The sequence below is a fragment of the Bradyrhizobium sp. USDA 3240 genome (assembly GCF_054063295.1).
Window position 1 is genome coordinate 283,736 of the sequence record NZ_JBSSGD010000002.1, and the last position, 25,136, is coordinate 308,871.

The 25,136-nt window shown below is 64.7% G+C and carries 28 protein-coding genes; 11 read left to right on the plus strand and 17 right to left on the minus strand.

Annotated elements, in window-relative coordinates; translation table 11 throughout:
• Positions 1 to 119: 119 nt before the first annotated feature.
• From ACVIGA_RS01810 to ACVIGA_RS01825, 4 genes are all read right to left on the minus strand, one after another.
• Positions 120 to 401, minus strand: a complete 282-nt coding sequence (locus tag ACVIGA_RS01810; RefSeq protein ID WP_456665072.1) for a hypothetical protein — start codon at positions 399 to 401, stop codon at positions 120 to 122.
• 139 nt (positions 402 to 540) lie between these two features.
• Positions 541 to 2,040, minus strand: a complete 1,500-nt coding sequence (locus ACVIGA_RS01815) for a tripartite tricarboxylate transporter permease (RefSeq protein WP_456665073.1) — start codon at positions 2,038 to 2,040, stop codon at positions 541 to 543.
• Positions 2,040 to 2,540 carry a tripartite tricarboxylate transporter TctB family protein gene (locus tag ACVIGA_RS01820; protein ID WP_456665074.1) on the minus strand — a complete coding sequence of 167 codons (501 nt, stop codon included), beginning with the start codon at positions 2,538 to 2,540 and terminating at the stop codon, positions 2,040 to 2,042. The genes ACVIGA_RS01815 and ACVIGA_RS01820 overlap by 1 nt, the downstream gene beginning before the upstream one ends.
• Positions 2,537 to 3,505: a Bug family tripartite tricarboxylate transporter substrate binding protein gene (locus tag ACVIGA_RS01825; RefSeq protein ID WP_456665075.1), complete on the minus strand. Its 969-nt coding sequence runs from the start codon at positions 3,503 to 3,505 to the stop codon at positions 2,537 to 2,539. The genes ACVIGA_RS01820 and ACVIGA_RS01825 overlap by 4 nt, the downstream gene beginning before the upstream one ends.
• A gap of 409 nt (positions 3,506 to 3,914) precedes the next feature.
• On the opposite strand from ACVIGA_RS01825, the gene ACVIGA_RS01830 reads away from it, so the two are divergent.
• The 5 genes from ACVIGA_RS01830 to ACVIGA_RS01850 all read left to right on the plus strand — a co-directional run bounded on the left by ACVIGA_RS01830 (position 3,915) and on the right by ACVIGA_RS01850 (position 6,356).
• Positions 3,915 to 4,148: a hypothetical protein gene (locus ACVIGA_RS01830; RefSeq protein ID WP_456665076.1), complete on the plus strand. Its 234-nt coding sequence runs from the start codon at positions 3,915 to 3,917 to the stop codon at positions 4,146 to 4,148.
• A gap of 111 nt (positions 4,149 to 4,259) precedes the next feature.
• On the plus strand, positions 4,260 to 4,649 hold the full coding sequence (locus ACVIGA_RS01835; RefSeq protein ID WP_456665077.1) for a PRC-barrel domain-containing protein: 390 nt from the start codon (positions 4,260 to 4,262) through the stop codon (positions 4,647 to 4,649).
• A gap of 670 nt (positions 4,650 to 5,319) precedes the next feature.
• Positions 5,320 to 5,700 (plus strand): hypothetical protein, encoded by a 381-nt coding sequence (locus tag ACVIGA_RS01840; RefSeq protein ID WP_456665078.1) that lies wholly within the window; start codon positions 5,320 to 5,322, stop codon positions 5,698 to 5,700.
• Between the two features lie 319 nt (positions 5,701 to 6,019).
• Positions 6,020 to 6,223: a hypothetical protein gene (locus ACVIGA_RS01845; protein ID WP_456665079.1), complete on the plus strand. Its 204-nt coding sequence runs from the start codon at positions 6,020 to 6,022 to the stop codon at positions 6,221 to 6,223.
• Between the two features lie 10 nt (positions 6,224 to 6,233).
• Positions 6,234 to 6,356: a hypothetical protein gene (locus ACVIGA_RS01850; RefSeq protein WP_456665080.1), complete on the plus strand. Its 123-nt coding sequence runs from the start codon at positions 6,234 to 6,236 to the stop codon at positions 6,354 to 6,356.
• Positions 6,357 to 6,675: 319 nt separating this feature from the next.
• On the opposite strand, the gene ACVIGA_RS01855 is transcribed toward ACVIGA_RS01850, so the two are convergent.
• The 4 genes from ACVIGA_RS01855 to ACVIGA_RS01870 form a co-directional block, all read right to left on the minus strand.
• A complete protein-coding gene (locus ACVIGA_RS01855) occupies positions 6,676 to 6,897 on the minus strand; it encodes a hypothetical protein (protein WP_092114742.1) in 222 nt (73 codons plus the stop codon).
• 20 nt (positions 6,898 to 6,917) lie between these two features.
• Positions 6,918 to 7,148: a hypothetical protein gene (locus ACVIGA_RS01860; RefSeq protein WP_223967582.1), complete on the minus strand. Its 231-nt coding sequence runs from the start codon at positions 7,146 to 7,148 to the stop codon at positions 6,918 to 6,920.
• Positions 7,149 to 7,348: 200 nt separating this feature from the next.
• On the minus strand, positions 7,349 to 7,867 hold the full coding sequence (ldtR, locus tag ACVIGA_RS01865) for a transcriptional regulator LdtR (protein ID WP_018271925.1): 519 nt from the start codon (positions 7,865 to 7,867) through the stop codon (positions 7,349 to 7,351).
• A gap of 663 nt (positions 7,868 to 8,530) precedes the next feature.
• Entirely contained in the window at positions 8,531 to 8,992 is a 462-nt protein-coding gene (locus ACVIGA_RS01870; protein WP_050422596.1) for a DUF6163 family protein, read from the minus strand.
• Between the two features lie 197 nt (positions 8,993 to 9,189).
• Between ACVIGA_RS01870 and hemB the strand changes: the two genes are divergently transcribed.
• The gene (gene hemB / locus ACVIGA_RS01875; RefSeq protein ID WP_456665081.1) at positions 9,190 to 10,254 is read left to right on the plus strand and encodes a porphobilinogen synthase; all 1,065 of its coding nucleotides are present in this window, start codon (positions 9,190 to 9,192) and stop codon (positions 10,252 to 10,254) included.
• A 5-nt stretch (positions 10,255 to 10,259) separates the two neighbouring features.
• Here the strand turns inward: hemB and ACVIGA_RS01880 are convergent, their stop codons facing one another.
• On the minus strand, positions 10,260 to 10,898 hold the full coding sequence (locus ACVIGA_RS01880; protein WP_456665082.1) for a DUF6151 family protein: 639 nt from the start codon (positions 10,896 to 10,898) through the stop codon (positions 10,260 to 10,262).
• Positions 10,899 to 11,055: 157 nt separating this feature from the next.
• On the opposite strand from ACVIGA_RS01880, the gene ACVIGA_RS01885 reads away from it, so the two are divergent.
• Together ACVIGA_RS01885 and ACVIGA_RS01890 are read left to right on the plus strand one after the other, a co-directional pair.
• Complete coding sequence (locus ACVIGA_RS01885) at positions 11,056 to 11,598, plus strand: RDD family protein (protein WP_223967579.1); 543 nt, start codon at positions 11,056 to 11,058, stop codon at positions 11,596 to 11,598.
• A gap of 86 nt (positions 11,599 to 11,684) precedes the next feature.
• Positions 11,685 to 12,461: an arginyltransferase gene (locus ACVIGA_RS01890; RefSeq protein WP_212013383.1), complete on the plus strand. Its 777-nt coding sequence runs from the start codon at positions 11,685 to 11,687 to the stop codon at positions 12,459 to 12,461.
• 18 nt (positions 12,462 to 12,479) lie between these two features.
• On the opposite strand, the gene ACVIGA_RS01895 is transcribed toward ACVIGA_RS01890, so the two are convergent.
• The gene (locus tag ACVIGA_RS01895; protein WP_456665083.1) at positions 12,480 to 13,853 is read right to left on the minus strand and encodes an Nramp family divalent metal transporter; all 1,374 of its coding nucleotides are present in this window, start codon (positions 13,851 to 13,853) and stop codon (positions 12,480 to 12,482) included.
• Positions 13,854 to 14,510: 657 nt separating this feature from the next.
• Here ACVIGA_RS01895 and ACVIGA_RS01900 point away from each other — a divergent pair.
• Positions 14,511 to 15,752, plus strand: a complete 1,242-nt coding sequence (locus ACVIGA_RS01900) for an MFS transporter (RefSeq protein ID WP_456665084.1) — start codon at positions 14,511 to 14,513, stop codon at positions 15,750 to 15,752.
• 53 nt (positions 15,753 to 15,805) lie between these two features.
• Here ACVIGA_RS01900 and ACVIGA_RS01905 read toward each other — a convergent pair whose 3' ends face one another.
• From ACVIGA_RS01905 to ACVIGA_RS01915, 3 genes are all read right to left on the minus strand, one after another.
• A complete protein-coding gene (locus tag ACVIGA_RS01905) occupies positions 15,806 to 16,315 on the minus strand; it encodes a hypothetical protein (RefSeq protein ID WP_456670718.1) in 510 nt (169 codons plus the stop codon).
• A 5-nt stretch (positions 16,316 to 16,320) separates the two neighbouring features.
• Positions 16,321 to 17,127, minus strand: coding sequence for a phytanoyl-CoA dioxygenase (locus tag ACVIGA_RS01910; protein ID WP_456665085.1), 807 nt, complete (start codon positions 17,125 to 17,127; stop codon positions 16,321 to 16,323).
• Positions 17,128 to 17,391: 264 nt separating this feature from the next.
• Positions 17,392 to 18,645 carry an adenylate/guanylate cyclase domain-containing protein gene (locus ACVIGA_RS01915; RefSeq protein ID WP_456665086.1) on the minus strand — a complete coding sequence of 418 codons (1,254 nt, stop codon included), beginning with the start codon at positions 18,643 to 18,645 and terminating at the stop codon, positions 17,392 to 17,394.
• A 126-nt stretch (positions 18,646 to 18,771) separates the two neighbouring features.
• Between ACVIGA_RS01915 and ACVIGA_RS01920 the strand changes: the two genes are divergently transcribed.
• Positions 18,772 to 19,014, plus strand: a complete 243-nt coding sequence (locus ACVIGA_RS01920) for a hypothetical protein (protein WP_456665087.1) — start codon at positions 18,772 to 18,774, stop codon at positions 19,012 to 19,014.
• Here ACVIGA_RS01920 and ACVIGA_RS01925 read toward each other — a convergent pair whose 3' ends face one another.
• Positions 19,015 to 19,893 (minus strand): DMT family transporter, encoded by an 879-nt coding sequence (locus ACVIGA_RS01925; protein ID WP_456665088.1) that lies wholly within the window; start codon positions 19,891 to 19,893, stop codon positions 19,015 to 19,017. It lies immediately after the preceding gene.
• A gap of 79 nt (positions 19,894 to 19,972) precedes the next feature.
• Here ACVIGA_RS01925 and ACVIGA_RS01930 point away from each other — a divergent pair, with 79 nt between their 5' ends.
• Positions 19,973 to 20,794, plus strand: a complete 822-nt coding sequence (locus ACVIGA_RS01930) for a helix-turn-helix domain-containing protein (RefSeq protein ID WP_456665089.1) — start codon at positions 19,973 to 19,975, stop codon at positions 20,792 to 20,794.
• Here ACVIGA_RS01930 and ACVIGA_RS01935 read toward each other — a convergent pair.
• From ACVIGA_RS01935 to parC, 3 genes are all read right to left on the minus strand, one after another.
• Positions 20,785 to 21,588 (minus strand): N-acyl homoserine lactonase family protein, encoded by an 804-nt coding sequence (locus tag ACVIGA_RS01935; protein ID WP_456670719.1) that lies wholly within the window; start codon positions 21,586 to 21,588, stop codon positions 20,785 to 20,787. The two genes, ACVIGA_RS01930 and ACVIGA_RS01935, sit on opposite strands and share 10 nt — an antisense overlap.
• Positions 21,589 to 21,738: 150 nt before the next feature.
• The gene (locus ACVIGA_RS01940) at positions 21,739 to 22,731 is read right to left on the minus strand and encodes a cation diffusion facilitator family transporter (RefSeq protein ID WP_456665090.1); all 993 of its coding nucleotides are present in this window, start codon (positions 22,729 to 22,731) and stop codon (positions 21,739 to 21,741) included.
• Positions 22,732 to 22,846: 115 nt separating this feature from the next.
• The gene (gene parC, locus ACVIGA_RS01945; protein WP_456665091.1) at positions 22,847 to 25,102 is read right to left on the minus strand and encodes a DNA topoisomerase IV subunit A; all 2,256 of its coding nucleotides are present in this window, start codon (positions 25,100 to 25,102) and stop codon (positions 22,847 to 22,849) included.
• Between the last annotated feature and the right edge of the window lie 34 nt (positions 25,103 to 25,136).

Below are 25,136 nucleotides of genomic sequence, written 5' to 3' on the forward strand. Positions count from 1 at the left end.
GCGCCCAGACTGGCCCGCTCCGAATTGCGAGCCCCGGAGCGGGCCTTTTACATGCCGATGGTTTCCCGCGGCAGCCCAAGGGCATGCGAGCCCGTCGCACGACCGCCCGCGGGCCGAACTCAGAATGCACTCTTGAACTGCGCGACATAGTCTGGGCTGCCATAGACCCACATCGGCTCGTTGCATTGCCGTGGGCCTACGTCGTTCATGCAGGCAGCACTCCACGGCGGAGCCGCGATCTGACGACCGACGATCCTGTAGCCTAGCAGTCCGCCCCCAATCGTCGGTCCTGTGCCGACATGCACGCGATCGCTGCCTCTGCCGGTTCGCGTATGAGCAATGGCTTGGGTCGCGAGAGACGGCGCCAGCATGAGCGCCGCCAGAAGGTAGATCGTCTTCATCGTTCAGCCGCCTTGATTGTGCCTCGCGCAAGCGAGGCATGTGCGTTGCTGTAAGGAAGACCGAGATCGGAGTTTGGATATTTCCCGATCACGCAAATGTTGGCGGCGTTGCCGCCTGGCAGATTGATCGATTCACGACCTAATCTTCAGTGGCCTTGAACCGCCCGAGTCCCCTCAGCACGAACGGCGCCAGCAGCGCGATCAGCGCGACGCCGAGCAGCGTTGCCGACATCGGGCTTTGCAGCAGCACCATGGGATCACCAAGGCTGATCGCGAGCGCCCGGCGCAGCTGGCTTTCGGCGATCGGCCCGAGGATCAATCCGATCACGACAGGCGCGATCGGGAAATCGAACCGCCGCATCAGGAAACCCATCACGCCGAACGCTGCCAGCATCGACAGCTCGACCACCGACGGCTTTGCTGCGATCGTACCCATGGTCGCGAACACCAGGATGCCGGCATAGAGCCATGGCTGCGGGATCGCGAGCAGCCTCACCCACAGCCCGACCAGCGGCAGATTGAGCACCAGCAGCATACCGTTGGCGATGAACAGGCTCGCGATCAGGCCCCACACCAAATCGGGCCGTTCCGCAAACAGCAGCGGCCCGGGATTGAGGCCGTATTGCTGGAAGCCCGCCAGCATCATCGCCGCGGTGGCCGAGGTCGGCAGCCCGAGCGTCAACAGCGGCACCAGCGTGCCGGCGGCGGAGGCATTGTTGGCGGCTTCGGGTCCGGCGACGCCTTCGATCGCGCCCTTGCCGAACTCCTCCGGATGCTTGGTCAGCCGCCGCTCGGTTGAATAGGACAGGAAGGTCGGGATCTCCGCCCCGCCGGCCGGCAGCGCGCCGATCGGAAAGCCGAACAACGTGCCGCGCAGCCACGGCTTCCACGAGCGCCGCCAGTCTTCCCGCGTCATCCACAGCGAGCCGCGCACCGGCTCGAGCTTCTCCTCGGCGTGATGGCGGCGCGAGGCGACATAGAGCGCCTCCCCCACCGCGAACAGGCCGACCGCGAGCGTCGTCACCTCGACGCCGTCGAGCAGCTCGGGGATGCCGAAGGCAAGCCGCGCCTGCCCGGTGAGCTTGTCGATGCCGACCAGACCGAGCGTCAGGCCGATGAACAGGCTGGTGAGGCCGCGAACCGGCGAGTCACCAAAGGTTGCGGATACCGTGACGAAGGCGACGCACATCAGCGCGAAGTAATCCTCCGGCCCGAACCGGACCGCGAAGTCGACCAGCCACGGCGCGAGGAATGCGAGGCCGATGGTGGCGATGGTGCCGGCCACGAACGAGCCGATCGCCGAGGTCGCCAGCGCCGGTCCGCCGCGGCCGGCCTTGGCCATCTTGTTGCCCTCGAGCGCGGTCGCCATCGACGCGCTTTCGCCCGGCGTGTTGATCAGGATCGCGGTGGTCGATCCGCCATACATGCCGCCATAGTAGATGCCGGCGAACATGATTAGCGAGCCGCCGGGATCGAGCTTGTAGGTCACCGGCAGCAGCAGCGCGACCGTCAGCGCCGGACCGATGCCCGGCAATACGCCGACCGCGGTGCCGAGGAACACGCCGATCAGGGCGTAGAGCAGGTTCATCGGCTGCATGGCGACCGCCATGCCGTGAGCCAGCGCGGCGAAAGTGTCCATCACAGCAGTCGCTCCAGCGGGCCGGCGGGCAGGCTCAGCGTCAACAGTTTGTCGAACGCGAGATAAATGAGGGTCGTGATCACGAGCGCGATGGCAGTGTCGGCCGGGACAGCACGCCGGCCGAAGGCAGCCGAGGTAGTGACGAACAGCGCCGAGGTGGCAAGGATGAAGCCACCACCGAAGCCGATGATGGCGATCAGGAGCGCGAGGCCGCCGATGATCAGCCACACCGGTTTCGGATCCATGCTTTCGCGCGGCGGCAGGTTGCCGCGCAGCGCGTCGATCAGATTGCCGACAGCGAGGATGACGAGGCCGATCGCGATCACGATCGGCATCGCCTCCGGGCCCATACCGTACATCGTGGTGGCCGGCAGCTTGCTGGCGTCCCACACCAGCACCGCGGCAAGGACAGCAAGCGCGACCGCGATGGCGACGCCCGCGCGATCGACCCGCCGCGCCGGCGCGCGCGGCAGGTTGTCGGAGGCCGTGTCCGACGTCATGACTTCACGAGGCCGACGGACTTCAGCACCTCGGTGACGCGCGTAATCTCCTTCTTCAGGAAATCGGCGAACGCATCGCCGCCGAGATAGGCGTCATCCCAGCCCTTCTGCTTCAGGATGTCCTTCCAGGCATCGGATTTCACCATCTTCTCGACGGCATCGCTCAGCACCTTGCGCTGCTCGGGCGTGATGCCGGGCGGCGCCACCACCGAGCGCCAATTGGCCAGCACCAGCTCGATGCCCTGCTCCTTGAAGGTCGGGATATCGACGCCGGGCAGACGCTGCGCCGAGGTTACGCCGAGCGCGCGCAGCTTGCCGGCCTTGATCTGACCTTCGTATTCGCTGAGGCCGGAAATGCCGGCCGTAACCTTGCCGCCGAGAATGGCGGCGAGCGACTCGCCGCCACCCGAGAACGGAATGTAGTTGATCTTCTTCGCGTCAGCGCCGACCGTGCCCGCGAACAGCGCCGCCATCACGTGGTCGACGCCGCCGGCCGAGCCGCCGGCAAAGGTCGCCTTGGCGATATCGGCCTTGAGCGCTGTGGCGAGATCCTGCGCCGTCTTGATCGGCGAACTCGTCGGCACCACGATCACCTGGGTCTCCTCGGTCAGGCGCGCGATCGGCGTCACCTGATCCAGCGTCACCGGCGACTTGTTCATGGCGAGCGCACCCACCATGACGAAGCCGTTGACCATCATCTGGTTGCCGTCGCCCTTGGCGCCGTTGACGAACTGCGCGATGCCGACGCTGCCGCCGGCGCCGGGCACGTTGGTGACCTGGACGCTACGCGCGACACCGGCGGCGACCAGCGCCTGCTGCATCGAACGCGCGGTCTGATCCCAGCCACCACCGGGCGCAGCCGGCGCCATCAGCTTGAGCTCGAGCTGCTGCGCAGGCGCCGGACCGTTCGCCCCAAGCAACAGCGCGACGACCGCGCCGAACAGGCGCATGTAGGACGAGATCATGGGGCTTCCTCCTGGATTTTCAGACGCGGCCCGCCGATCGCCGGCTGCGTCCAGTCGCGTGGTCGCATCGCCAATCGAAACGCGCGAGTCCCATCGGGTTATGGAATCGCGCGCCGAGCTCGCGTCTGCGCATCCTTAGCGACCATTTGCCACAACCTTGGGCAAGCCCGCGGCGCAGCTACACCGTGCAGCAAATCGCCGCACCTCGCTGATTGCTTTTCGTTTGCTATGATTTGAGCCGGGGGCCGGCCGGCTCGCTCGAAGTCGGCTTAGCTAATGTCGCAGATCAAAATCCCTTCGCGACAGCACACCGCGCAGCATGGTGCCGCCGGCCCGTCCAACTCTAGGAACCATTGCGATTTCTTCCCGTTCCACCTCCGCCGATAGATACGGCATTGGAGGAGAGAACATGAACGTTAAAACGATTGTCGCGGCAGCGTTGCTTGCCGCTTTTGTCACGCCGGCATTTGCGGCGGACGAATTCTACGTCGTGCAGGACGTGAAGACGAAGAAGTGCACGATCGTCGATCAGAAGCCGGTCGATACGACGACCACCGTCGTCAGCCCGTCGGGCACGATCTACAAGACACGCTCCGAAGCCGAGACCGGCATGAAAACCGTCAAGATCTGCACGTCCGACTGACAGGCGCTGAGCACGCCAGTCACCATACTTTGGGCCGAGCCGGCAGTCGTCATCCTCGGCGGTGGCGTCTGCCTGGTCGGTCATCTCCACTGAAGGCGAGGAGTTTCTCTTATGAAGAAGTTTGCTATCGGCTGCATCTTGGCTGCGGCGTTCGCTACTGCTGCGCATGCGGCGACCACGATGCCCGCCGCCCCGACGGACAGCTGGACCATCACCAACTACTACAAGCAGAATGTCTATGATCCGAAGGAATCCAAGATCGGGACGATCGACGATGTGCTTGTCGACAAGGCAGGCAAGGTGACCGGCCTCGTCATCGGCGTCGGCGGCTTTCTCGGCGCCGGCGAGAAGGACGTGATCGTGCCGTACACGGCCATCAAGTCGCAGAAGAAGGACGACAAGTGGTGGCTCACGCTCGACGAGACCAAGGACAGCCTGAAGGCTGCACCGGGCTTCACGTACGATCGGGCCAGCACGACCTGGAAGCCTGAGAACAAGTGACGCCGAAAGCCCGTCTGCTCGGCAATGCATTGCCGATCACGCAGCCGGACGAGCAAAGCGGAAACACGAGCCCCGGCGCATTCCCGCGCTGGGGCTTCTGCTTGCGCCTCGAACTTCGCCGCAGCCGGGCGAACAAGACGCAGTGAAGCCGGTTTCGCGCGTTGATGACGATACCGCTAGCGGAAGACAACGAACACAATAGACCAACCAACCCTTGGGCGTGTTTCGGTTTCAAGATTGTTTGCTTGATCCGCAAACCAACGATCCCCGGGCGCCGGAGGTTTCACAGCGCCGGGGATCGCTACTCCCGGAGGGCTTGGGGGCAAAGGCCGGGAGCTGCGAGTCTACGCTGTCGATTTTCGTTGGTTCCTCGACAGAACAAGGGCCGCGGACCGTCAGGGGTCAGCGGCTCTGCTGGGTGTCGATCCGTTTGGATATGTTTCCCTCGCCGCTGCGCGGGCCGCATGTGAGCGATCTCACCAAAGATCAGACCGGTCAGGCGCGAGGCTCCGGCAGCTTCCCGTCTTCCTCTTCAGACCACGGCGTAGATCGCCGAGGGGCAAAGCCGTCGTCCGACCGTGGGGCGGCCGCGCGTAAGGGGACGCAAAGGAACCATGCTCCTCGGGGTCGGTTGTCGGAAAGCATCCATCCATCCACACAAAGTATGGTCATGGCGTCACGACTGCTTTCGCTCATGGGTTTTCCGCTTCTGCTTGTTCTGAGCGGTTGTGGCGATCCGTTCGAGTGCGATTCGATCGATACCCGAAAGGCCGTGCTCCAGGCCGTTGCCGATGACCATCGCAATCCGCTGGTCAACTACGCCGCCAGGGAGTCGACGGCCAAGCCCGATCCGCAAAACTTGCAGCCACAATACCTGCTCGGGGAAAGAATCGTAACGACCTCGACGAGCAAGGACAAGCGAACCCTGCAGTGCAGCGGCGGGATTTCGGTATCCGTCGGCGACGTCAAGGCGTCGAAAGAAGTGGAATTCACCGCGCAAAAATCAGCCGACGGAAAACTGTCCGTTTCGGTTGCTCCATTTCAGTTTTGACATCGCAGCGGCGGCGTGTGGCCCGCCAATATGACGGCGGATCGCATCGACCGTCGTTTTGCCAGGAACCAGAACGGCAAGCACGGAGTTGTCGTCATGGTCCGGAAGCGCGGAGAAAATTCCGTCCCGGCAATTTTCAATTCGGAAAGCAGGCCGCTTCATTCATTCGCGCTCGCATCGCGAAGGGACGGTCATGCATGCCGACGAAGCGGCATCATGGATAACTGACATGAGCGTTTCGAGATCAAGGGGATCAACCATCAGGCGGCATACAGCCTCGATGGCGCGTGCACTGACATGGCTGAATGAAGGAAAATGCATGGTACAGATCCGCCGCCGCGTGAAGCAGGCCGATACGCTCGAAATCCGGCTCACCGAAGGAGCGAAAGAACTTCGCGACCGTGCCGGGCAACTTCCCGCCGGCCAAGACCGTGACGCGCTGCTCCAGCGGGCGCAGCATAATGAAGCCGCCGCGCACATGACGGAATGGCTGATGTCCCCGGGTCAACGAACGCCCATCTAGGAGGGCGACGATGCAGGCGAACCATCACCAGAACCATCACCATTACGACGGAGTGGAGCTGGCCTTTGTCTGCGCCGCGGCGGTGTCGCTGATGGCCCTGCTTGCCAGCGTGGCGTGGCTCCTGCTGCGGTGAGCAATCGAATCGAAAAGGACCGTCACACGGGCGGTCCTTTTCTGCCGGTTGGAATGGATCTGTAAAAACTCACAAGTTAAAAAATGCTCTGTAAACAAAAGTAGTGCCGGCAGAGTTGTATTACGGCCATCCTGGCTTGCGATGAAATCCGGGTCAGTACGGTGTTCCGGCGACGGAACCAGGCCAGCGGCGTTTCCGGGACACACAATTGCTGCGCGACGCTGGGGCCACAGCCCTCTTCAACAACACGACCCTGTGGTCATGGGTCCCTGCTCCCGTGCGCAATTGCGCACCAGGCAGGGACGACAAAAAGTACGCCCTACAGCCCGGTAAACCCGGCCTTCACATGGTCGGTGCTGCCGTCGAGCTGGCGCAGATAGGTCAGCCCGCACACCGTCAACCGGTGCGTATCGCGCTCGCCGGCCTCGAACAGCGTCTGCACGTACTCTGTCACCTTCGCCCGCGCTTCGTCGCTTGCCGCGGACGTGCGGTTGAGCAGCAGGTCATACGTCTGCATGATCCGATCGATCGCGGCTTCCATTGAAGTCTCCGGGTTGACGCTCAGGCGACCACCAGCGTCTCGGCCTCGAACTTCGCGATCGCCTTGTTGGCGAGGCGGAGTCGGTTCAGCTCACCGCGCTGGAACAGCTTCACGATGATGCCGAGCAGGCGCTCATTGGTGGCGAAAGTGTCGGGAATGATGCCGGATTTGCGCAGATAATTCGAGGCGATCGCGTAGGCGTCACCGACGACCTCGACGTTCAGCACCTCAATCCCGCGCTCGACCAGCATATCCCTGCCTCTCTGTTGGGAGACGGGATAAAGCGCAGGAAGCGGCTTGGTTCCTCGCCGGGACCTATTTATTTTCGCAGGTGCAGCATGAAAAACGCATCGGCCGGGCATGACCGATGCGTTGACTGCAAGGCTGGACTGGAGGGAGGCTGCCGGTCTTCTGGGTGGCCGGCTTGGCCATCAGGCAAGGAGAGGAAGGCTCAGAGGCGATACAGGATCTGGTCGGTCCAGAAGCGCTCGAGGCGGTGCAGCGACTTGTTGAGGCTCGCGAACTCCTCGTTCGAGATGCCGCCGACCTGCTCGACTGTCTTGACGTGCTTCTGATAGAGCGCATCGACGATCTTGCGGACTTCCTGGCCCTGCGGGGTCAGGCGGATGCGGACCGAGCGGCGATCGACGCGCGAGCGCTGATGATCGAGGAAGCCGAGCTCGACGAGCTTCTTCAGATTGTAGGAAACGTTGGAGCCGAGATAGTAGCCGCGGGTGCGCAGCTCGCCGGCGGTCAGCTCCTTGTCACCGATATTGTACAGGAGCAGCGCCTGCACCGAGTTGATGTCGGCACGGCCACGACGATCGAATTCGTCCTTGATGACGTCGAGGAGACGGCGATGCAGCCGCTCCACCAAAGTCAGGGCTTCGAGATAGAGCGGCTGCACCGGAGCTTGACCGGTAGCGCGATCAGCGGCATCCGCCGCCGTTGTCGCAACGGCTTTCATCATGACACTTCCCCTGTTTGTCGTTTTTATCGACTTTATTTCGACGAAACTTGTGTCCCGCCTGATAGGTCCAACGTAAGGGGGCCGTTTGAATATCCGCTTAAATAAGAGAATAAAGAGATCATGAATTTAAGACAGTGAATCGTGGATTAAGCCCATGGATCAAGGACTTTTCGCAACTTTTCATTGACGGTGGCAGGCCCCTGTTCACGCTTCGTGTGCCTTACCTGTCACATTCGGAAACAGCAGCGTCCGAATTCGAAACGGTGCCGTAACGGGTATGAGGGAACCCTTTACGGTGACCGATCGGTTACCGGAAAATTCTTCGAAAATTTTATGAGAGCGCGTTGGGGCGGGACGCGCGTGATGTGCGCAAGCGACCTCATTGGTCGCCGCGGCCAGATCGGTTCCGCCGTCGGCCCGCGAAAAGCCGGCCGGCACACGCGCCGAGATCCGGTGAAATGGGTCCCGACGGCAGGTCCCGCAAAGGCGCTGCCGAGATGGGACGCCTTAAATGGGGATGCGATCTGTGGCATCCACCTAGCATAACCAGCGACGCTGTCTTCTCGCTGCGCGCACGACTGCGATATATTGGCTGCCACCGTCGGCTATTCGCCGCGCTGTCGCAGCCAGGCAACAGTGCTCAAGCCATCACGGCGCGCGGGCCTATGGCGGGCGTTCGCGCGCCGACATCCAGGCCAGCGCCAGATAGGCCGCGAGCATCACGGCCTCGAGCCCGACCACGGTAAGGCTGCCGCCATAGATGCCCGGAAACATCAGCTCGATGACTGCCATCGACACCACGGTGGTCAGCCAGACCACGGCGCCCCACGGCGTCGCGAGCCAGAGCCCGACGGCGGCGACGAGCTCGATGACCGCGAAATAGATCGTGGCGGTCTGCCAGGCCATCGACTGGTTCTCGAAGGCCTCCTCCTCGCCGCCGACGAAGCCCGTCACCTGGGCCCAGTGATAGAGGCCCTTGGCGACCGAGACGACCGCCATGATGCGCAGGAAGATGACGAGGCGCCGCGTCCACGCGTTGTCGTCCGGCTCGATCCGGTCGGACGAGATCGCGCTCACCGAGATGGCGTTGTCGCGCGCCTGATCGCGTGCAGAGGTGTCAGACATCCGAATCGCCGCACAACGGCTGCAAAATGGGGTTCATGGCGCAGTCTTGGCCCGCCGGGGCGGCAAAATCAATTGCCGTTACGGCAAATCGAGGGCGCCAAAGGCGCAACGGTTGGCGCAATGACGGGGCCCCTGACAGGTGCTAGAACCGGTCTTATATCAGGTCCAGACCAGCCGTCCGTCGAGGAGAACAAGACATGGCGATCAAATTCGGGCGCCCGATCGAACTGCGCGATACGCCGCGGCGCCAGACTGACGCCCTCGCCTCCCCCTCGCTCGACCTCACGATCCGGATGCGCCGCAATCGGAAGTCCGAATGGGCCCGTCGCCTGGTGCGCGAAAACGTGCTGACCACCGACGACCTGATCTGGCCGATGTTCGTGGTCGATGGCCACAACACCCGCACGCCGGTGGCCTCGATGCCCGGCGTGGAGCGGCTCACCGTCGACCAGATCGTCCGCGACGCGGAGCGCGCCGCAAAACTCAACATCCCCTGCATCGCGCTATTCCCCTTCACCGAGCCGGCGCTGCGCGACGAGCACGGCTCGGAGGCGCTCAACCCCGACAATCTGGTCTGCCAGGCGGTGCGCGCGATCAAGCAGGAATTTCCCGACATCGGCGTGCTCTGCGACGTCGCGCTCGATCCCTTCACCAGCCACGGCCATGACGGGCTGATCGAGGGCGGCAAGATCCTCAACGACGAGACGGTCGCGGTGCTGGTCAAGCAGGCGCTGACGCAGGCCGAGGCCGGCTGCGACGTGATCGCGCCGTCGGACATGATGGACGGCCGCATCGGCGCGATCCGCGAGGCGCTCGACGACAACGGTTTTGGCGACGTCCAGATCATGTCCTATGCCGCGAAATATGCCTCGGCGTTCTATGGCCCGTTCCGCGACGCGATCGGCTCGGCCAAGACGCTGACCGGCGACAAGCGCACCTACCAGATGGACAGCGCCAATTCCGACGAGGCGCTGCGCGAAGTCGAGCTCGACATCGCCGAGGGCGCCGACATGGTGATGGTGAAGCCGGGCATGCCCTATCTCGACATCGTCCGCCGCGTGAAGGACCATTTTGCGATGCCGACCTTCGTCTACCAGGTGTCGGGCGAATACGCGATGATCGCGGGCGCCGCCGCCAATGGCTGGATCGACGGCGAGCGCGCGATGATGGAGAGCCTGGTCGGCTTCAAGCGCGCCGGCGCCGACGGCATCCTGACCTATTTCGCGCCGCGGGCCGCCGAGAAGATCAAGGCGGAATCGTAGCAGCGCTACACGGGTCCGGCCGGCGCGGTTGGACGTGGACCGCAGAGCGGGCGCAAGGCCTCGCGCTCGCGCTGCGACAGCACCCTCAGCGGGTAGACCGGCTCATTTGTCTCGCGCTTGAAGAACGGATGCGGCCGGGCCTTGCCGCGCAGGCGCCAGCCCAACACCTTGCCGATCGCGCGCAGGATCAGCGACGGGTTGAAGCCGGTCGATCCCTTCGGGGCTTCGCCGATCGCATATTTGCCGAGGATTGCGCCGGTTGGCTTGCCGAACACCTCGTCCACGCGCGCCGCGCCGCCCTCGAAGGCCTGCACTGCGATTCCGACGAATGGGATAGCAGGCGTCAGCGAGTTGCCCACCGGCGAATTGCAGCAGGTGGTGTGCCATCGGTACAGCCCCTTGGGCGACAGCCGCAGCCCGGCGATCTTGTCATGCCCCTGCGCGAAGCTGAGCGACGCCGGGGCGACCTGGACGATGTCGGTACCGCCGTGGACATCGAGCAGATCGGCCCGGCCGATCCGATGCATGAACGCCTGGCAGTCGTCGCAGTAGCAGACGACGCGATTGACGGCCGTCGGCGCGGCGTTCGTGACCACGCCTCGAACCTCTCCACAGCGGCAGCGCAACCCGATCTGTGTGCCCATATGTCCCCCGCCGTCACGCAACCTCCAGCCTACACCGAGGCGGGCACTTTCCGCCGCCGAATCGCCGGAATATTTCGGCTAGTTAATGTCCGCGCAGCCTTGGCAGGCGCGCCCCGTGCTCCCATGTCCTGCGCGGGAGTTTCATCGGAGGTTGGTCATGTCCTACGGCAGTGACGGTAGCGCCTGGCGCAACGACGGCGGCGTTCCCCCGCATGCGTTCGATCCGCTGATGCAGCCGGAACTGTTCCGTGGCGTGCTGACGCGGCGTGTCTTTGCGTTCCTGATCGACCTCTTCGTGCTGTCGGTGCCGGTGATCCTGGCGGTGATCTTCATCGCGATCTTCGGCATCGTCACGCTCGGCCTCGGCTGGGCGCTGTTCTGGCTGGTCTCGCCGGCTTCGATCGTCTGGGCCATCGTCTACTATGGCGCCTCGATCGGCGGGCAGCACTCGGCCACGCTTGGCATGCGCATGATGGACCTGGAACTGCGCACCTGGTACGGCGCGCGCGGCTATTTCGTGCTCGGCGCCATCCACGCGGTGCTGTTCTGGGTGACGATCTCGTTCCTGTCGCCGCTGGTGCTCTTGGTCGGACTGTTCAACGGCCGCCGCCGGCTGCTGCACGACATCATCCTCGGAACCGTCATCATCAACAGCTCGGTCCGGACCCAGGTCACCCCGGCCGCACGGGCCTCTTATTAGGCCCGCCTAAACCAATTGACCGTTAGCCTCCGGGGGGCGATGCTAACTCGGCTGCCTGTATTGTATGTGGAGCCCGACGATCAGACGTGACCCAGCACTCGCGTGATACCCCCCAGTTCTATCTGACGGCGCCCTCACCCTGCCCCTATCTGCCGGGCCGGCATGAGCGGAAGGTTTTCACGCACCTGGTCGGTGACAAAGCGGGCGATCTCAACGACTTGCTGACCCATGGCGGCTTCCGCCGCAGCCAGTCGATCGCCTACCGCCCGGCCTGTGACCAGTGCCGGGCCTGCGTCTCGGTCCGGGTGGTCGCCAACGAATTCCGCCCCTCCCGCAATTTCCGCAAGGTGCTGGCCCGCAACGCCGACATCATCGGCGAGCAGCGCACGGCGGTCCCGACCTCCGAGCAATATTCGGTCTTCCGCGCCTATCTCGACCGCCGCCACCGCAACGGCGGCATGGCCGACATGACCGTGCTGGACTACGCGATGATGGTCGAGGACAGCCATGTCGAGACCCGGATCATCGAGTACCGCAAGCGCAATGCCGACAGCGCCATCACCGGCCGCGGCGACGAACTGATGGCGGTGGCGCTGACCGACGTGCTCAGCGACGGGCTGTCGATGGTCTATTCGTTCTTCGAGCCGGGGCTTGAGGCCCGCTCGCTCGGCACCTTCATGATCCTCGACCACATCGCCCGCGCCCGCCGGCAGGGCCTGCCCTATGTCTATCTCGGCTACTGGATCGAGGGCTCCAAGAAGATGGACTACAAGGGCCGCTTCCTGCCGCAGCAGCGGCTCGCGCCGTCGGGCTGGCTGCGCGTCGACGCCTCAGGCGAGGCGCTGGCCGAGCCGCAAGACTAGCACTTTCGGTCAGACGCTCTAGGTGCCGAAGATGGTGTCGTAGAGCAGCTTCACATTCAGGACCACGATCAGGCCGGCGACGATCCATGCCGCGACCGCAACCGGACGCGAGATCGCGAATGTGCCCATCTTGCGCTTGTCGGACACGAAGCGGACCAGCGGGATCACCGCGAACGGCAGCTGCATCGACAGCACGACCTGGCTGAACACCAAAAGCTGCGCGGTGCCGCTCTCGCCATAGAGCGCGGCGACCACGATCACCGGGACGATCGCGATGCCGCGGGTCACCAGCCGCTGCAGCCAGTCGGGCAGCTTGAGGTCGAGAAAGCCCTGCATCACGATCTGGCCGGCCAGCGTCGCCGTCACCGTCGAGTTGAGGCCGGACGCCAGCAGCGCCACGGCAAACAGCGTCGAGGCTATGCCGAGGCCGAGCAGCGGCGACAGCAGCTCGAAAGCCTGATCGATCTCGGCGACATCTGAGTGGCCGCTCTTGTGGAAGGTCGCGGCCGCCAGCACCAGGATCGCGGCGTTGACGAACAGCGCCAGCATCAGCGCGATGGTGGAGTCCGTGGTCGCCCATTTGATTGCGTCGCGCCGGCCCTCCTCGGTGCGCGGATAGGCGCGAGTCTGCACGATCGATGAGTGCAGATAGAGGTTATGCGGCATCACGGTGGCGCCGATGATGCCGATCGCGATGTAGAGCATCTCCGGATTGGTGACGATCTCGCGCGACGGCATGAAGCCGCCGATCACGCCGGCAATCGGCGGTGCGGCGGCGGCGATCTGGACCGCGAAGCAGACCGCGATGACGATCAGCAGCCCAATCACGAAGGCCTCGAGGAAGCGGAAGCCGCGGTTCATCAGGAGCAGCAGCAGGAACGCATCGAGCGCCGCCAGCAGCGCGCCGCCGATCAGGGGAATGCCGAACAGGAGCTTCAGCGCGATCGCGGTGCCGATCACCTCGGCGAGGTCGCAGGCGATGATCGCGGCCTCGCAGGCGAGCCACAGCAGCAAATTCACCGGCCGCGAATAGGTCGCGCGGCAGGCCTGCGCCAGGTCGCGGTCGGTGGCGATGCCAAGCCGGGCCGAAAGCGCCTGCAGCAGGATCGCCATCAGGTTCGAGAGCAGGATGACCGACAGTAGCGTGTAGCCAAACTTCGATCCACCCGCGAGATCGGTCGCCCAATTGCCGGGGTCCATATAGCCGACCGAGACCAGGTAGCCCGGCCCGGCGAAGGCCAGCAGCCGGCGCCACCACACGCCTGTGCTCGGCACCGCGACGGTCGCGTTCACCTCGGGCAGGCTGCGCGCATGCCCGGCATCGCCGCGCCAGCCGTCTGGCACGGCGTCAGGAACAGAAACGGAAGACATTTCAGGAGTCCGAGCGTCCATCCCGGAAGGATGGCCGATCTCTCCCGTTATTGCAACTCATTTGCAACTGCATCTAGACTCACGAAAATGATACCGGTCGCCTCCCACCCTAGCCCTCCCCCGCAAGCGGGAGACGGGAATGCAGCTCCGATACGGCTGCTCGTCCTCACTTGCACGAAAGCGTGATGGCAGTAGGTTCGATAGCCTGATCGTGCAGCAGACCGTGCTGTCCACGCCTGTTCCGGCGCATCGTCGAAATAGGTGCACGTCGTTGCCTCGAGCGTCGGCTCCCATGCTTGGACCTGTTTGATCTCGCGCACGATGCTGCCGGCAGAACTGCTCCCGTGACGCCTGCAAGGGCGATGCTCAGGAGCCGGCGACGCTCCGGATCAGGCCGGCCTTCAAAACTCTCGTAGGGGCTTGGCTCATGATGTCTCGTCTCCTGGTGATGGAGTTCGCATAGCGACTGGACTGCTTGCGCCAATTCGACGCCGCGCGATTCCAAGTCGCAATTCCCCCATAGGGTGAATCGAGTTGAGAACGAGACGGAAATGAAATTGCGCCGTCACGCGGGCCTTTTGTTTTTGGTGTTTTTTGCGTTGTCGGGAAACGGGTGGGATCGGGCGTCTTCCGACCACACACTATGGCCAGATCGAATTTTCCCTCAAGGATTCTGCCATGTCCGCCGATACGCCTCGCCTGCCAAGCACCTTCAATCGCCTGGCCTGGTCCAACCTCGCCGCGCAATCGGCCGAGCAGATCGCGCTTGCGGCCGCGCCCATCGTCGCCGTGCTGGTGCTCGGCGTCGGCGAAGGCCAGACCGGCCTGCTGCAGACCGCACTGACGCTGCCATTCATCCTGTTTGCTATACCCGCCGGCCTGCTCGCCGACCGCGTGTCGCGGCGCTGGGTGATGGCGGGCTCCGAGGCGCTGCGCGCGGCGGCGCTTGCAGCGATCCTGCTGTTGCTGTGGGTCGGCGCAATGACCTTGCCCTTGCTCGCCCTGCTCGGCTTCATCGCGGTCTGCGGCACGGTTGCCTACAGCGTCGCAGCTCCGGCGCTGGTCCCGTCCCTGGTGACGTCGCAGCAATTGCCGGCCGCGAATGCCCGTATCGAACTTGCGCGCACGGTTGCTTTCGCCAGCGGACCCGCGCTCGGCGGCGTGCTGGTCGGCTGGGTCGGCGCTGCGCCCGCATTCGGGTTTGCCGCGGCGCTGTCGGCAATCGCGGTGGTGCTGCTCGCCGGGATCTACGAGCCGGCACGCCGGCCTGCCCCGCGACGACATCCGTTGCAGGACATCAAGGAAGGCGCGGCCTTCGTGATGCATCACGCTCTGCTGCGGCCGGTGTTCATCACCCAGTTCATCTTCAACACCGCGTCGTTCCTGCTGCTCGCCGTGTTCGTGCCCTATGCGGTGCGCCACCTCGGGCTCAGCGCCACCGGTGTCGGTACGACGCTCGCGATGTACGGCGTCGGCATGGTGGTCGGCGCGCTGTTCGCAACCCGCGTGATGAAGCGGCTGGCCTTTGGCACCGTGATCGGGCTCGGCCCGGTCACCGGCCTCGTCGCCTCGCTCGTGATGGCGCTGACGACCTGGATCGCGACGCCGCTGCTCGCGGGCCTCGGCTTCTTCCTGCTCGGCGTCGGCCCGATCCTGTGGGTGATCTCGACCACCACGCTACGGCAGTCGGTGACGCCGCCCTCGCTGCTCGGCCGCGTCTCGGCGATCAACATCATGAGCTACGGCGCCCGCCCGCTCGGCTCCGCGCTCGGCGCCGTCGTCGGTGGCCTCTACGGCGCCGAAGCCTGCCTCTATCTCGCGGCCGCGATCTTCGCCGCCCAGGCTTTGGTGATCCTGATGTCGCCCGCGGTGTCGCTCAGGCGGCAGCCCGACATGGTCGGCGAACCCGCGCGCTGTTGAACGATCGTCATCGCGAGGAGCCACCCGTGACCGGCTCCTCGCAACGACCGTGCTTACGCCGACGTCAAGCGTGCACAGACCAGCTCGACGCAGCGCTCAAGCGAGAGCTCGGATGTATCGAGCACTTCATGTCCCGACTCGTTGGCCTCCTTCCGCAGGTATCTCGCCCAGTTCATCATCTCCGGGGTGGCAAGTTCAGGCTGGCCACGCTCCGTAATCAGACGGCGCGCCCTGATCGCCTCGTCGCAATCCACCAGGATCACGCAGGCATCCGCAATGCCGGCTACAAGCAAGGCCTCGCGCACGAACGCCAGCCGCATCTGCCCTTCAAAGAGCACCCGGTGATGTTTGCCACGTAGCGCTGCGACCCGCTCCATCCAGCTCAGCGTCATCGCGCGCTGCCACGCACCGTCCGGCCCCCACGTCCGCCTGACTTCAGGCGAAGGCACGCCGATGCTGTCAAAGTGCAGCACCTCGGCCAGGTCGGGCCGCCCGATCCTGATCGACTCGGCAATGGCGGTTTTTCCGGAACCGGACGCTCCGCTAAGGATTACCAGGCGCATCGCGATCACCCCCGCCCTTCCTGCAACGCGAGCCGGATCGCGATTTCGACCGGCGAATAGCTGCCATCATCCCGGACGAGCCTCAACGGTTCGGCCGGCGCGAGCGGCGGTTGAGCCAGAAAGCGCGGCTCCGTGCCACGATGCATTTGCGCTGCGTGGATCAGGAACGGGTGGCACAAATAGACCGAGCCGGCTTCACCGGTCGCCAGCGCCTCGGGCCGGTCCAGCGCCGCACCCAATTGGTCAAGCTCGGCGTGAGACAGGCCCGCATCGCCGGCCGGTTCGAGTGACCGCGCGATGTCACGATGCGATCCGACCTTGATGCGCGTGGGCGCATCGCACGCGCCCACGTCGGAGAACAGAAACAGCATCAGCAGCGCGCGGCCGCGCGAGGTGACATTCGACCGCCGGGACGAGAAGTCACTGGCCACGCTGCGAAAGCCCGCGTCGATATGCCAGCCGGCATCGCCCGGATCGCGCGGGCTCGGAAATCGCACCGGAAACGTTCCGAGGTTGGGTCGGGGGAGCCAGCGCCCCTTGCCGACCAGTTGGTCGAATGCCGCATAGAGCACGGGCGTGTTGGCCGCCTGCTTGAACGGCTCATCGCCGTAGTGACCCAGACGGACGACCGGGCGCGTCCAGGTCGCCGGATCGGCCGGATCGCATGGCAGATCACGCCACAGGATGGCCCGGCCTTGGTCGGCCAGCGCCCTTGGAAAGGCGTGGTCGATCCTGACAAATCCATCCTGGATGAATTGCTGTATCTGCGCGTCGCCAAGGGCGCGCACGGGTTCGTCGTCCCGGGGTGGCATGAAGTCCTCATATCGTTCAACCAACGACGTTCGTCTGCGCGAAGCAGAACGGTCGGGCTCATTCGGTCCAGAGAAATGCCTCAGGCCATGCGGCCATCAGCACATTCGTCTTCCAACCGCTTGGAAAAGCGGTGCCGTCACAGGCTCAGGAAGAAGACCGATGCGATATTGAGGATGCGGGTCATCATGGTGGATCGAATCTACACCGGACAACCTTGGATTGGCAACGGAGCAACAACGGAAGCGCCATGCCTCCCCTGACCCCTACCCCGCCAGATAGCGCTCGTACTTGCCGCCGATGACCTCGTCGGCGGTGACGGCCGGATCCAGCGTAAAGAGATCCTGCGCATGGCCGATGCCGCGCAGGACGAAGCGGCCAGTGGAGACCAGATAGTTGCGGCCGGCGGCGTCGAGGCCGGTGCGGAAATCGGTCGAGGTCAGCAGCTCCCGATCAACCGAGGCGCACATCGAGGCAATCCGGCTGACCTCGTTGACGGCGGGTCCGACCACGGTGAAATCCAGCCGGTCTTCGCTGCCGATATTGCCGTAGAAGACCTCACCGACATGGAGGCCGACATAGGCCGTGGTGGTCGGCCGGCCCTCGTTCTCGCGGCGATCGTTCAGCACGCGCATGTTATGGCGGAATCTGTGCTCGGCGCGCAGTGCCGCGCGCCTGGCGCTCGCCATGTTCTCGCCGGTGAACATCGCCAGCACGCCGTCGCCGATCAGCTTCAGCACCTCGCCGCCGGCATCATGGATCGCGTCGATCGAGGCCTGCGCGTAGTCGTTGAGGAACGGGATGATCTCGTCCGGGCCGATGCGCTCGCTGATCGCGGTCGAGCCGCGCACGTCGGAGTACCACAGCACGGCCTTGATCTTCTCGGTGATGCCGCGCTGCATGCGCCCGCGCAGCACCTGCTCCGCCGTCTCGCGGCCGAGATAGACCCGCCCGAGCGTGCGGGCGATCTCGACCTGGGCAGCCGATTTGATCGCGAGCCCGAGCACCGGCACCAGGTCGCGCAGCGCCGACATATGATTCTCGTCGAAGCCATCCGAACGGCGGGTGGTGTAGTAGGAGTAGAAGCAGTCCATCTCGCCGATCGTGCCGGCCTCGCCGAAGCGATGCACGAATGCGGCGAAGTGTTTGTGGCCCTTCTCGGCGAGGTCGCCGATCATCGAAAAATCGTGCGAGCCGTTGAGGTCGATCACCATCTCGTCATGGCCGTTTTCGAGCATGTGATGGAACGCCGACCGCCGCCAGTTCTGGCTGGCCTCGCCGCTGCTGGTCGAGCCGTATTCGAAGATGTCGGCCTCGTTGCTCTCGCCGTCGTTCCAGCGGAAGCCGCGGCCCTCGAAGATCGGGTGCAAGGTGTCGATGAAGACGATCGCCCGAGACAACGGCATGCCGGCGGCCCGGCAGCGCTCGCAGAAGCCGCGCAGCAGGTCGTTTTCCGGCAGGCCGGTCAGACCCTGGCGGACCAGCCAATTCATGAGGCGCAAACGGGGCGTGAGTTCCATACGCAGGATTATGCCGGGCAATTGGTGCGGGAGGAAGGGCCGGTCGTTCGCGTGACAGATGCGGACGCTCGTGCGGCATTGCAAGCCGTCCCTCTTCATCATTTTCGGGCGGAACGACGCCGTCGAATGCCGGCGATTCCGCTTCCCTTTGCCCCGGCCTTCGCGCACAAGAGCCGCATGGAAAACGACGCCGGCCAGCCGAATCCGATCCGACGCCTCATGCGATGGGCGATCACCCCGCCGCAATCCTATGGGGTCTATCTGGCCGGCATCATTCTGGTCTACGCCCTGTCGTTCTACGCCGGCACGATGAAGCCGAAGCACACGCCGGCTCCGCCGGTGACCGCGCCGTCCGCCCCGCGCAGTTGATCAGGCCGGCTTGGTCTCCGACGTCGCGATCCAGATCCCGGCGAAGACCGCGATCAGACCGACGACCAGATTGGCCGTGATCGGCTCGCCGACCAGCTGCTTCGCCAGCAGCCCGGCGGCGATCGGATTGACCGTCATGGTGTTGGCTACACGAGTCGGCGAGGCCCGCTCGAGCGCCAGCACCCACAGGATGAAGGCCAGCGCGCCGCCGGCCATCCCGAGATAGAGCCCGGCGATCCACTGCGATCGGCCGAATTCGCGCAGCGTCGCCAGGCTGCCGGTGAACATCCCGACCGCCACCAGCGCCGCCGCGCCCGCGCCCATGCCCACCGTGAGGAAACCGAGCGCACTGGAGCGGCGGATGAACGGTCGCGACAGCACGTTGTAGAACGCCATGCAGAACACCGCGGCAGCCATGATCAGCTCGCCGCGCCATGCCCCCGCCGGCGCCGCCGACAGCCCGGATGCGAGCGCGGCGGCCACGCCGAGCACCGCAATCGAAACCCCGGCCGATTTGCGCATCGTCAGCGGCTCGATGCCGAGCAAGGCACCGACCACCATGGTGGAGAGCGGCAACGTCGCCAGCGCAAGGCTGGCGCGCGCCGCCGTCGTGTAGGACATCGCGATGTTGTAGAGTACGAAGAACACGCCGAAGAAGGCGATCCCGAGCGCAGCGACCGCAAGTAAATCCTCGCGCCGCGGCCACTTCGCGCGAAGCAGGACCGCGGCGGGAAGCACGCAGAGAAAGCCGATCACCCAGCGCAGGATCGCAAGCGTGATCGGGTCGGCATTGCCTGCCAGATAACGCGTGATCGCCGCCGCGGTGCCGCCGAGACAGCTCGAGACCAGTGCAATCGCAACGCCGATCCACTCGCCCATTCCGGCCCCCATGCGTTTCATACCTGCTTGTGGCATCTTGCCTGGCGAGATCATTCCGGCAACTACCTGGTAGGTATTCATGTCGCAGCAGCGCGATTTTGCAGCCAGCTTGCGCTGGTGGCGGCAGCGCAAGGGCCATTCGCAACTCGAGCTCGCCGGACGCGCCGATATCTCGCAGCGCCATCTAAGCTTCCTCGAGCTCGGCCGCGCCGCACCGAGCCGCGACATGGTGATCCGGCTCGCCGCGGCGCTCGACGTGCCGCTGCGCCAGCAGAACGCACTGCTGGTCGCGGCCGGTTTCGCACCGGTCTGGCGGCAAACCGACCTTGCTTCGCCTGAGCTCGCGCAGATCCGTTACGCGCTCGATTTCATATTGGCGCAGCAGGAGCCCTTCCCTGCGGTTGTGGTCGACCGGCACTGGAATCTGCTTCTCGCCAATACAGGCGCCGGGAAGCTGGTGGAATTCCTGGTCGGGCCGCTGGTATCAGGCACAGCGGTCAATCTCGCCGATGCACTGGTCGCGCCCGGCGTGCTGCGGCCCTATCTCACCAACTGGACCGAGGTCGCCCGCTACTTCATCCGCAGCGTCGAGGCCGATGCCGCCGCCGACGGCACCAGCGCAACGGCTGACTTGCTCAAGCGCCTGCTAGCCTATGACGGCGTCGAGGCTGCGTTGGCCGCGCCGCCTGCGGGGCCCGCGTCCGGGCCAGTGCTGCCGATGCTGTTCCGCAAGGGCGACATCCACCTGCAGCTGTTCACAACCATCGCAACGTTGGGAACGCCCCAGGACGTCACCTTGCAGGAGCTGCGCATCGAGAGCTTCTTTCCGATGAACGATGCGACTGCGCAGATATTTCGAAACTGGTCGAAAGCGCGCGGCCGCGAAGCCGCTCAGTCATAGAAATCCGGCGACAGCTTCAGCCCGTCGCGCTGCGCCTTGTCGTGGTTGATCCAGAGCTGCGCCTTCTCCTTGGTCAGCGTGTCGGCGATCTTCTGCATCGAGGCCAGCGTCTGCTCCTTGCTGGCATTTGCGCTCGGCACACGACGATTGTCCCAATTGTCTCTGAAGTGGACGGCATCGCCGGTCAGCACGACCGCACCGGTGTTCGGCAGCTTCACCAGCAGCGACTGATGGCCGGGCGTGTGGCCCGGCGTCGACAGGATGGTGACGCTGCCGTCGCCGAACACGTCGCGATCGCCCTCGAGTTTGGTGACGGGATGCTCGGGCCTGAAGCGCGGCGCGTTGTTGGCGCCGGGCCAGTCATACTCCGCCTTCTGCACATAAAGCATCGCGGCCGGGAACATCTCGACATTGCCGATATGATCGGGATGGGTATGCGAGACGGCGATAGCCTTGATGTCCGACGGCTTCACGCCGAGCTGGTCGAGCTGCGCGGCCAGCGTCTTCGGCCGCCGCCAGGTCACGGCCTTGGGATCGGCAGGCGCAAGGCCGTTCGGCATCGCCGCCACTGCGTCGGGAATGCCGGTGTCCCAGAGGAACCAACCCTGCGCGTGCTTGATCAGATAGCAATTGTCGACGAAGTCCATCGACTTGCCTTCATTGACGCCAGGCGACCAGCGTGAAATGTCGCCTGCAACGCCTTCACCGCAGTTGAGGATGTAGAGTCGCTCGACACCTGTTTTCACCGGCTGGGCGTCCGCGGGCAGCACCGCGCCCACGACCCAGAGCAACATCGCAAGACCGATAGCCTTCTTCACGTTGCCCTCCATTGATCGAGCCCGCTCTACGCGCGCGGCCGCAATGTGCCGTCTCAGCGGCGGGCGTGGAAGACACGGACGTGGGTTGATCGATCAATTGAACGCGAGTGAAGCGGCCGCAGCCGGTTAGACCATTTCCGCTGGCGCCAGCAGGCAGGTCTCGCTGCTGATCTCGACCTGCAGGGTCGCGTGGTGGATGCTAAACCGTTCCGACAGCTCGCCGCAGACGCGATGCAGGAAGACATCGTCATGTCCGCCGGGCCGCACCAGATGCGCAGTCAACGCCGTCTCGCTCGTGCTCATCGCCCAGATGTGCAAATCGTGCACTTCGGTGACGCCCTCAAGCGCGACGAGATAATCCCTCACCTGCTTGAGATCGATGCCTCTCGGCACCGCGTCGAGCGCGAGGTTGACGCTGTCGCGGGCAAGCTCCCAGCCGCTCAGCAGCACGACCGCGGCGATGGCCAGGCTGATCGCCGGATCGAGCCATTGCCAGCCGGTCGCCATGATCAGCAGCGCGGCGATCACGACGCCGAACGAGACGCCGGCATCCGCCGCCATGTGCAGATAGGCGCCGCGCACATTGAGGTCGCTGTCGCGGCCGCGCATGAACAGCAGCGCGGTGCCGCCGTTGATCAGGATGCCGAGCGCCGCGACCCAGACCACGGTCCAGCTTGCGACTTCGGCCGGCTCGCGAAAGCGGTTGATCGCTTCGACCGCGATGCCGCCGACCGCGATCAACAGCAGCCCGGCATTGAACAATGCCGCGAGGATCGAGGCACGGCGGTAGCCATAGGTGTGAGTGTCGGTCGGGCGCCGGCCGGCGAGCCACGCCCCGCCCCAGGCCAGCAGCAGCGCGATGACGTCGGAGAGATTGTGAACGGCGTCTGAGACGAGTGCCAACGAGTTGGCGGAATAGCCGAAGATCAGCTCGGCGATGACGAACGCGGTGTTGAGCGACGCGCCGACCGCAAAGGCCGTGCCAAAGCTCGCGGGCGCATGGCTGTGCCCGGCATGGGAATGCCCGGCATGCGAGTGACCGGCGTGTGCGTGCCCGGCATGGGAATGTCCGTGAGAATGACCGCTGTGGTCATGGTCGTGGTCGTGATTGTGCGCCATGGCAACCGTCGCCCGATATCGTTGGCGACGGTTATAGCGCGGTGAAATGTGGATACTATCACACCGCGGCTGTCGAACGGCGGGTTACGGCTTGCGCCTAACCCGCCCTACGCAACTACTCCACGCCGCGATTGAACTTGTTCGACTTCGGCAGGCCATGGGCGAGCCGGCCGGCATCAGCGCGGTTGCCGCGCCAGTCGGCCAGTTCCTTCAAGGTCATGCTGTGCTCGCGGCCGGCGGAATCCTTCCAGGTCAGGCCGGCCTTGGCATCGAACACCGCGACATCGGACAGCTCCGAGCTGCTGTATTTCTGCAGCCGAACGCCGCGGCCGCGCGCCATCTCCGGCACCTGGTCGAGACCGAACAGCACCATCTTGTGGTTGGTGCCGATCACGGCGACGGTGTCGCCGGTCACGGTCGTGATCGCACGGGCCTCGTTCGGCATCTCGACATTGAGCACCTGCTTGCCCTTGCGGGTGTTGCCGACGCAGTCCTCTTCCTTGACGATGAAGCCCTGTCCCTCGCTGCTGGCGATCAGGAACTTGCGCTCGCCCTTGTTGACGAACAGCGAGATGATCGCTGCGTCCTGCTCGAGGTCGATGAACATGCGGATCGGCTCGCCATGGCCGCGGCCGCCCGGCAGCTTGGCGACATCGAGCGAGTAGAACTTGCCGTTGGTGGCGAACAGCAGCAGCTTCGAGGTGGTCTCGGCAAAGAACGAGTGCTCGAGCTTGTCGTCGGTCTTGAAGGCGAGCCCCGAGAGATCCTCGACGTGGCCCTTCAGCGTCCGCACCCAGCCCTTCTCGGAGATCACGACCGTGCACGGCTCGCGCTCGACCAGGGCTTCCTCGATCGCGGCGAGATCATGCTCGGGCGCGTCGGCGAAGGTGGTGCGGCGCTTGCCGAGCGGCGTCTTCGGCCCGAAGATATCGCGGACCTTGCGGACCTGATCGCTGACCTTGGCCCATTGCTCGGTCTCGGAGCCGAGCAGGCCCTCGATGCCCTTCAGCTCCTTGCGGAGATCCTTGTCCTCGGTGCGGATCTCCATCTCCTCCAGGCGGCGCAGATTGCGCAGGCGCATGTTGAGGATGGCATCGGCCTGGACCTCGGTGAGGTTGAAGGTCTTCATCAAGACCGGCTTCGGTTCGTCCTCGGTGCGGATGATCTTGATCACCTTGTCGAGATTCAGATAGGCGACGAGGTGGCCGCCCAGCACTTCCAAGCGGTGCTCGATCTGCGTCTTGCGGAAGTTGGAACGACGGACCAGCACGTCGCGCAGATGGTCGAGCCATTCGCGCAGGCACTCGGCAAGGCCGACCACCTTCGGGATGCGGCCCTTGATCAGCACGTTCAAGTTCAGCGAGATCTTGCTTTCCAACTCGGTCAGCCGGAACAGCGACTCCATCATCAGCGCCGGATCAACGGTGCGCGATTTCGGCTCGATCACGAGGCGGATGTCTTCGGCGGACTCGTCGCGGACATCGCCGACCAGCGGCAGCTTTTTCTCGTTGATGAGTTCGGCGATCTTCTCGACGATCCGGGACTTCTGCACCAGCCACGGAATCTCGGTGACGACGATCACCCAGGTGCCGCGCGCACCCTCCTCCTGGGCCCAGCGCGAACGGGTGCGGAACGAGCCGCGCCCCGTGGTGTAGGCCTCGATGATCGATTCCTTGGAATCGACGACGATGCCGCCGGTCGGGAAGTCCGGGCCCTTGACCCATTTCAGCAGCGCCTTCGACTTGGCGTCGGGCTTCTCGATCAGATGCAGCGCGGCGTCGCAGAGTTCGGCCGCGTTGTGCGGCGGAATCGAGGTCGCCATGCCGACCGCGATGCCCTGCGCGCCGTTGGCGAGCAGGTTCGGGAAGCCGCCCGGCAGCACCACCGGCTCTTTCGTCTGGCCGTCGTAGTTGAGGCGGAATTCAACACCGTCCTCGTCGATACCTTCGAGCAGGAGCCGCGCGACCTCGGTCATGCGCGCTTCGGTGTAGCGGTAGGCGGCCGCGTTGTCGCCATCGATATTGCCGAAATTGCCCTGGCCGTCGACCAGCGGGTAGCGCGAGGAAAAATCCTGCGCCAGGCGCACCATGGCGTCATAAATCGCCTGGTCGCCGTGCGGATGGAACGAGCCCATCACGTCGCCGACGATCTTGGCCGACTTCTTGAACGCCGCGCGCGGGTCGAGCCCGAGCAGGTCCATGCCGTAGAGGATGCGCCGGTGCACCGGCTTCAGCCCGTCGCGGGCATCCGGCAGCGCGCGATGCATGATGGTCGAGAGCGCATAGGCGAGATAGCGCTCCTCGAGCGCATCACGCAGCGGCACCTCGTGAATTTCGGCCGGCTTTTCCGGCGGTACCTGTCGTTTTCCCATGGGGAGGCGTTAAACCTTGGCGGTGAATCGGGCA

Coding starts and splice junctions, on each gene's coding strand:
- ACVIGA_RS01810 (WP_456665072.1), bottom strand. CDS start 401: ATGAAGACGATCTACCTTCTGGCGGCGCTCATGCTGGCGCCGTCTCTC.
- ACVIGA_RS01815 (WP_456665073.1), bottom strand. CDS start 2,040: ATGGACACTTTCGCCGCGCTGGCTCACGGCATGGCGGTCGCCATGCAG.
- ACVIGA_RS01820 (WP_456665074.1), bottom strand. CDS start 2,540: ATGACGTCGGACACGGCCTCCGACAACCTGCCGCGCGCGCCGGCGCGG.
- ACVIGA_RS01825 (WP_456665075.1), bottom strand. CDS start 3,505: ATGATCTCGTCCTACATGCGCCTGTTCGGCGCGGTCGTCGCGCTGTTG.
- ACVIGA_RS01830 (WP_456665076.1), top strand. CDS start 3,915: ATGAACGTTAAAACGATTGTCGCGGCAGCGTTGCTTGCCGCTTTTGTC.
- ACVIGA_RS01835 (WP_456665077.1), top strand. CDS start 4,260: ATGAAGAAGTTTGCTATCGGCTGCATCTTGGCTGCGGCGTTCGCTACT.
- ACVIGA_RS01840 (WP_456665078.1), top strand. CDS start 5,320: ATGGCGTCACGACTGCTTTCGCTCATGGGTTTTCCGCTTCTGCTTGTT.
- ACVIGA_RS01845 (WP_456665079.1), top strand. CDS start 6,020: ATGGTACAGATCCGCCGCCGCGTGAAGCAGGCCGATACGCTCGAAATC.
- ACVIGA_RS01850 (WP_456665080.1), top strand. CDS start 6,234: ATGCAGGCGAACCATCACCAGAACCATCACCATTACGACGGAGTGGAG.
- ACVIGA_RS01855 (WP_092114742.1), bottom strand. CDS start 6,897: ATGGAAGCCGCGATCGATCGGATCATGCAGACGTATGACCTGCTGCTC.
- ACVIGA_RS01860 (WP_223967582.1), bottom strand. CDS start 7,148: ATGCTGGTCGAGCGCGGGATTGAGGTGCTGAACGTCGAGGTCGTCGGT.
- ldtR (WP_018271925.1), bottom strand. CDS start 7,867: ATGATGAAAGCCGTTGCGACAACGGCGGCGGATGCCGCTGATCGCGCT.
- ACVIGA_RS01870 (WP_050422596.1), bottom strand. CDS start 8,992: ATGTCTGACACCTCTGCACGCGATCAGGCGCGCGACAACGCCATCTCG.
- hemB (WP_456665081.1), top strand. CDS start 9,190: ATGGCGATCAAATTCGGGCGCCCGATCGAACTGCGCGATACGCCGCGG.
- ACVIGA_RS01880 (WP_456665082.1), bottom strand. CDS start 10,898: ATGGGCACACAGATCGGGTTGCGCTGCCGCTGTGGAGAGGTTCGAGGC.
- ACVIGA_RS01885 (WP_223967579.1), top strand. CDS start 11,056: ATGTCCTACGGCAGTGACGGTAGCGCCTGGCGCAACGACGGCGGCGTT.
- ACVIGA_RS01895 (WP_456665083.1), bottom strand. CDS start 13,853: ATGGACGCTCGGACTCCTGAAATGTCTTCCGTTTCTGTTCCTGACGCC.
- ACVIGA_RS01900 (WP_456665084.1), top strand. CDS start 14,511: ATGTCCGCCGATACGCCTCGCCTGCCAAGCACCTTCAATCGCCTGGCC.
- ACVIGA_RS01905 (WP_456670718.1), bottom strand. CDS start 16,315: ATGCGCCTGGTAATCCTTAGCGGAGCGTCCGGTTCCGGAAAAACCGCC.
- ACVIGA_RS01910 (WP_456665085.1), bottom strand. CDS start 17,127: ATGCCACCCCGGGACGACGAACCCGTGCGCGCCCTTGGCGACGCGCAG.
- ACVIGA_RS01915 (WP_456665086.1), bottom strand. CDS start 18,645: ATGGAACTCACGCCCCGTTTGCGCCTCATGAATTGGCTGGTCCGCCAG.
- ACVIGA_RS01920 (WP_456665087.1), top strand. CDS start 18,772: ATGCCGGCGATTCCGCTTCCCTTTGCCCCGGCCTTCGCGCACAAGAGC.
- ACVIGA_RS01925 (WP_456665088.1), bottom strand. CDS start 19,893: ATGGGCGAGTGGATCGGCGTTGCGATTGCACTGGTCTCGAGCTGTCTC.
- ACVIGA_RS01930 (WP_456665089.1), top strand. CDS start 19,973: ATGTCGCAGCAGCGCGATTTTGCAGCCAGCTTGCGCTGGTGGCGGCAG.
- ACVIGA_RS01935 (WP_456670719.1), bottom strand. CDS start 21,588: ATGTTGCTCTGGGTCGTGGGCGCGGTGCTGCCCGCGGACGCCCAGCCG.
- ACVIGA_RS01940 (WP_456665090.1), bottom strand. CDS start 22,731: ATGGCGCACAATCACGACCACGACCATGACCACAGCGGTCATTCTCAC.
- parC (WP_456665091.1), bottom strand. CDS start 25,102: ATGGGAAAACGACAGGTACCGCCGGAAAAGCCGGCCGAAATTCACGAG.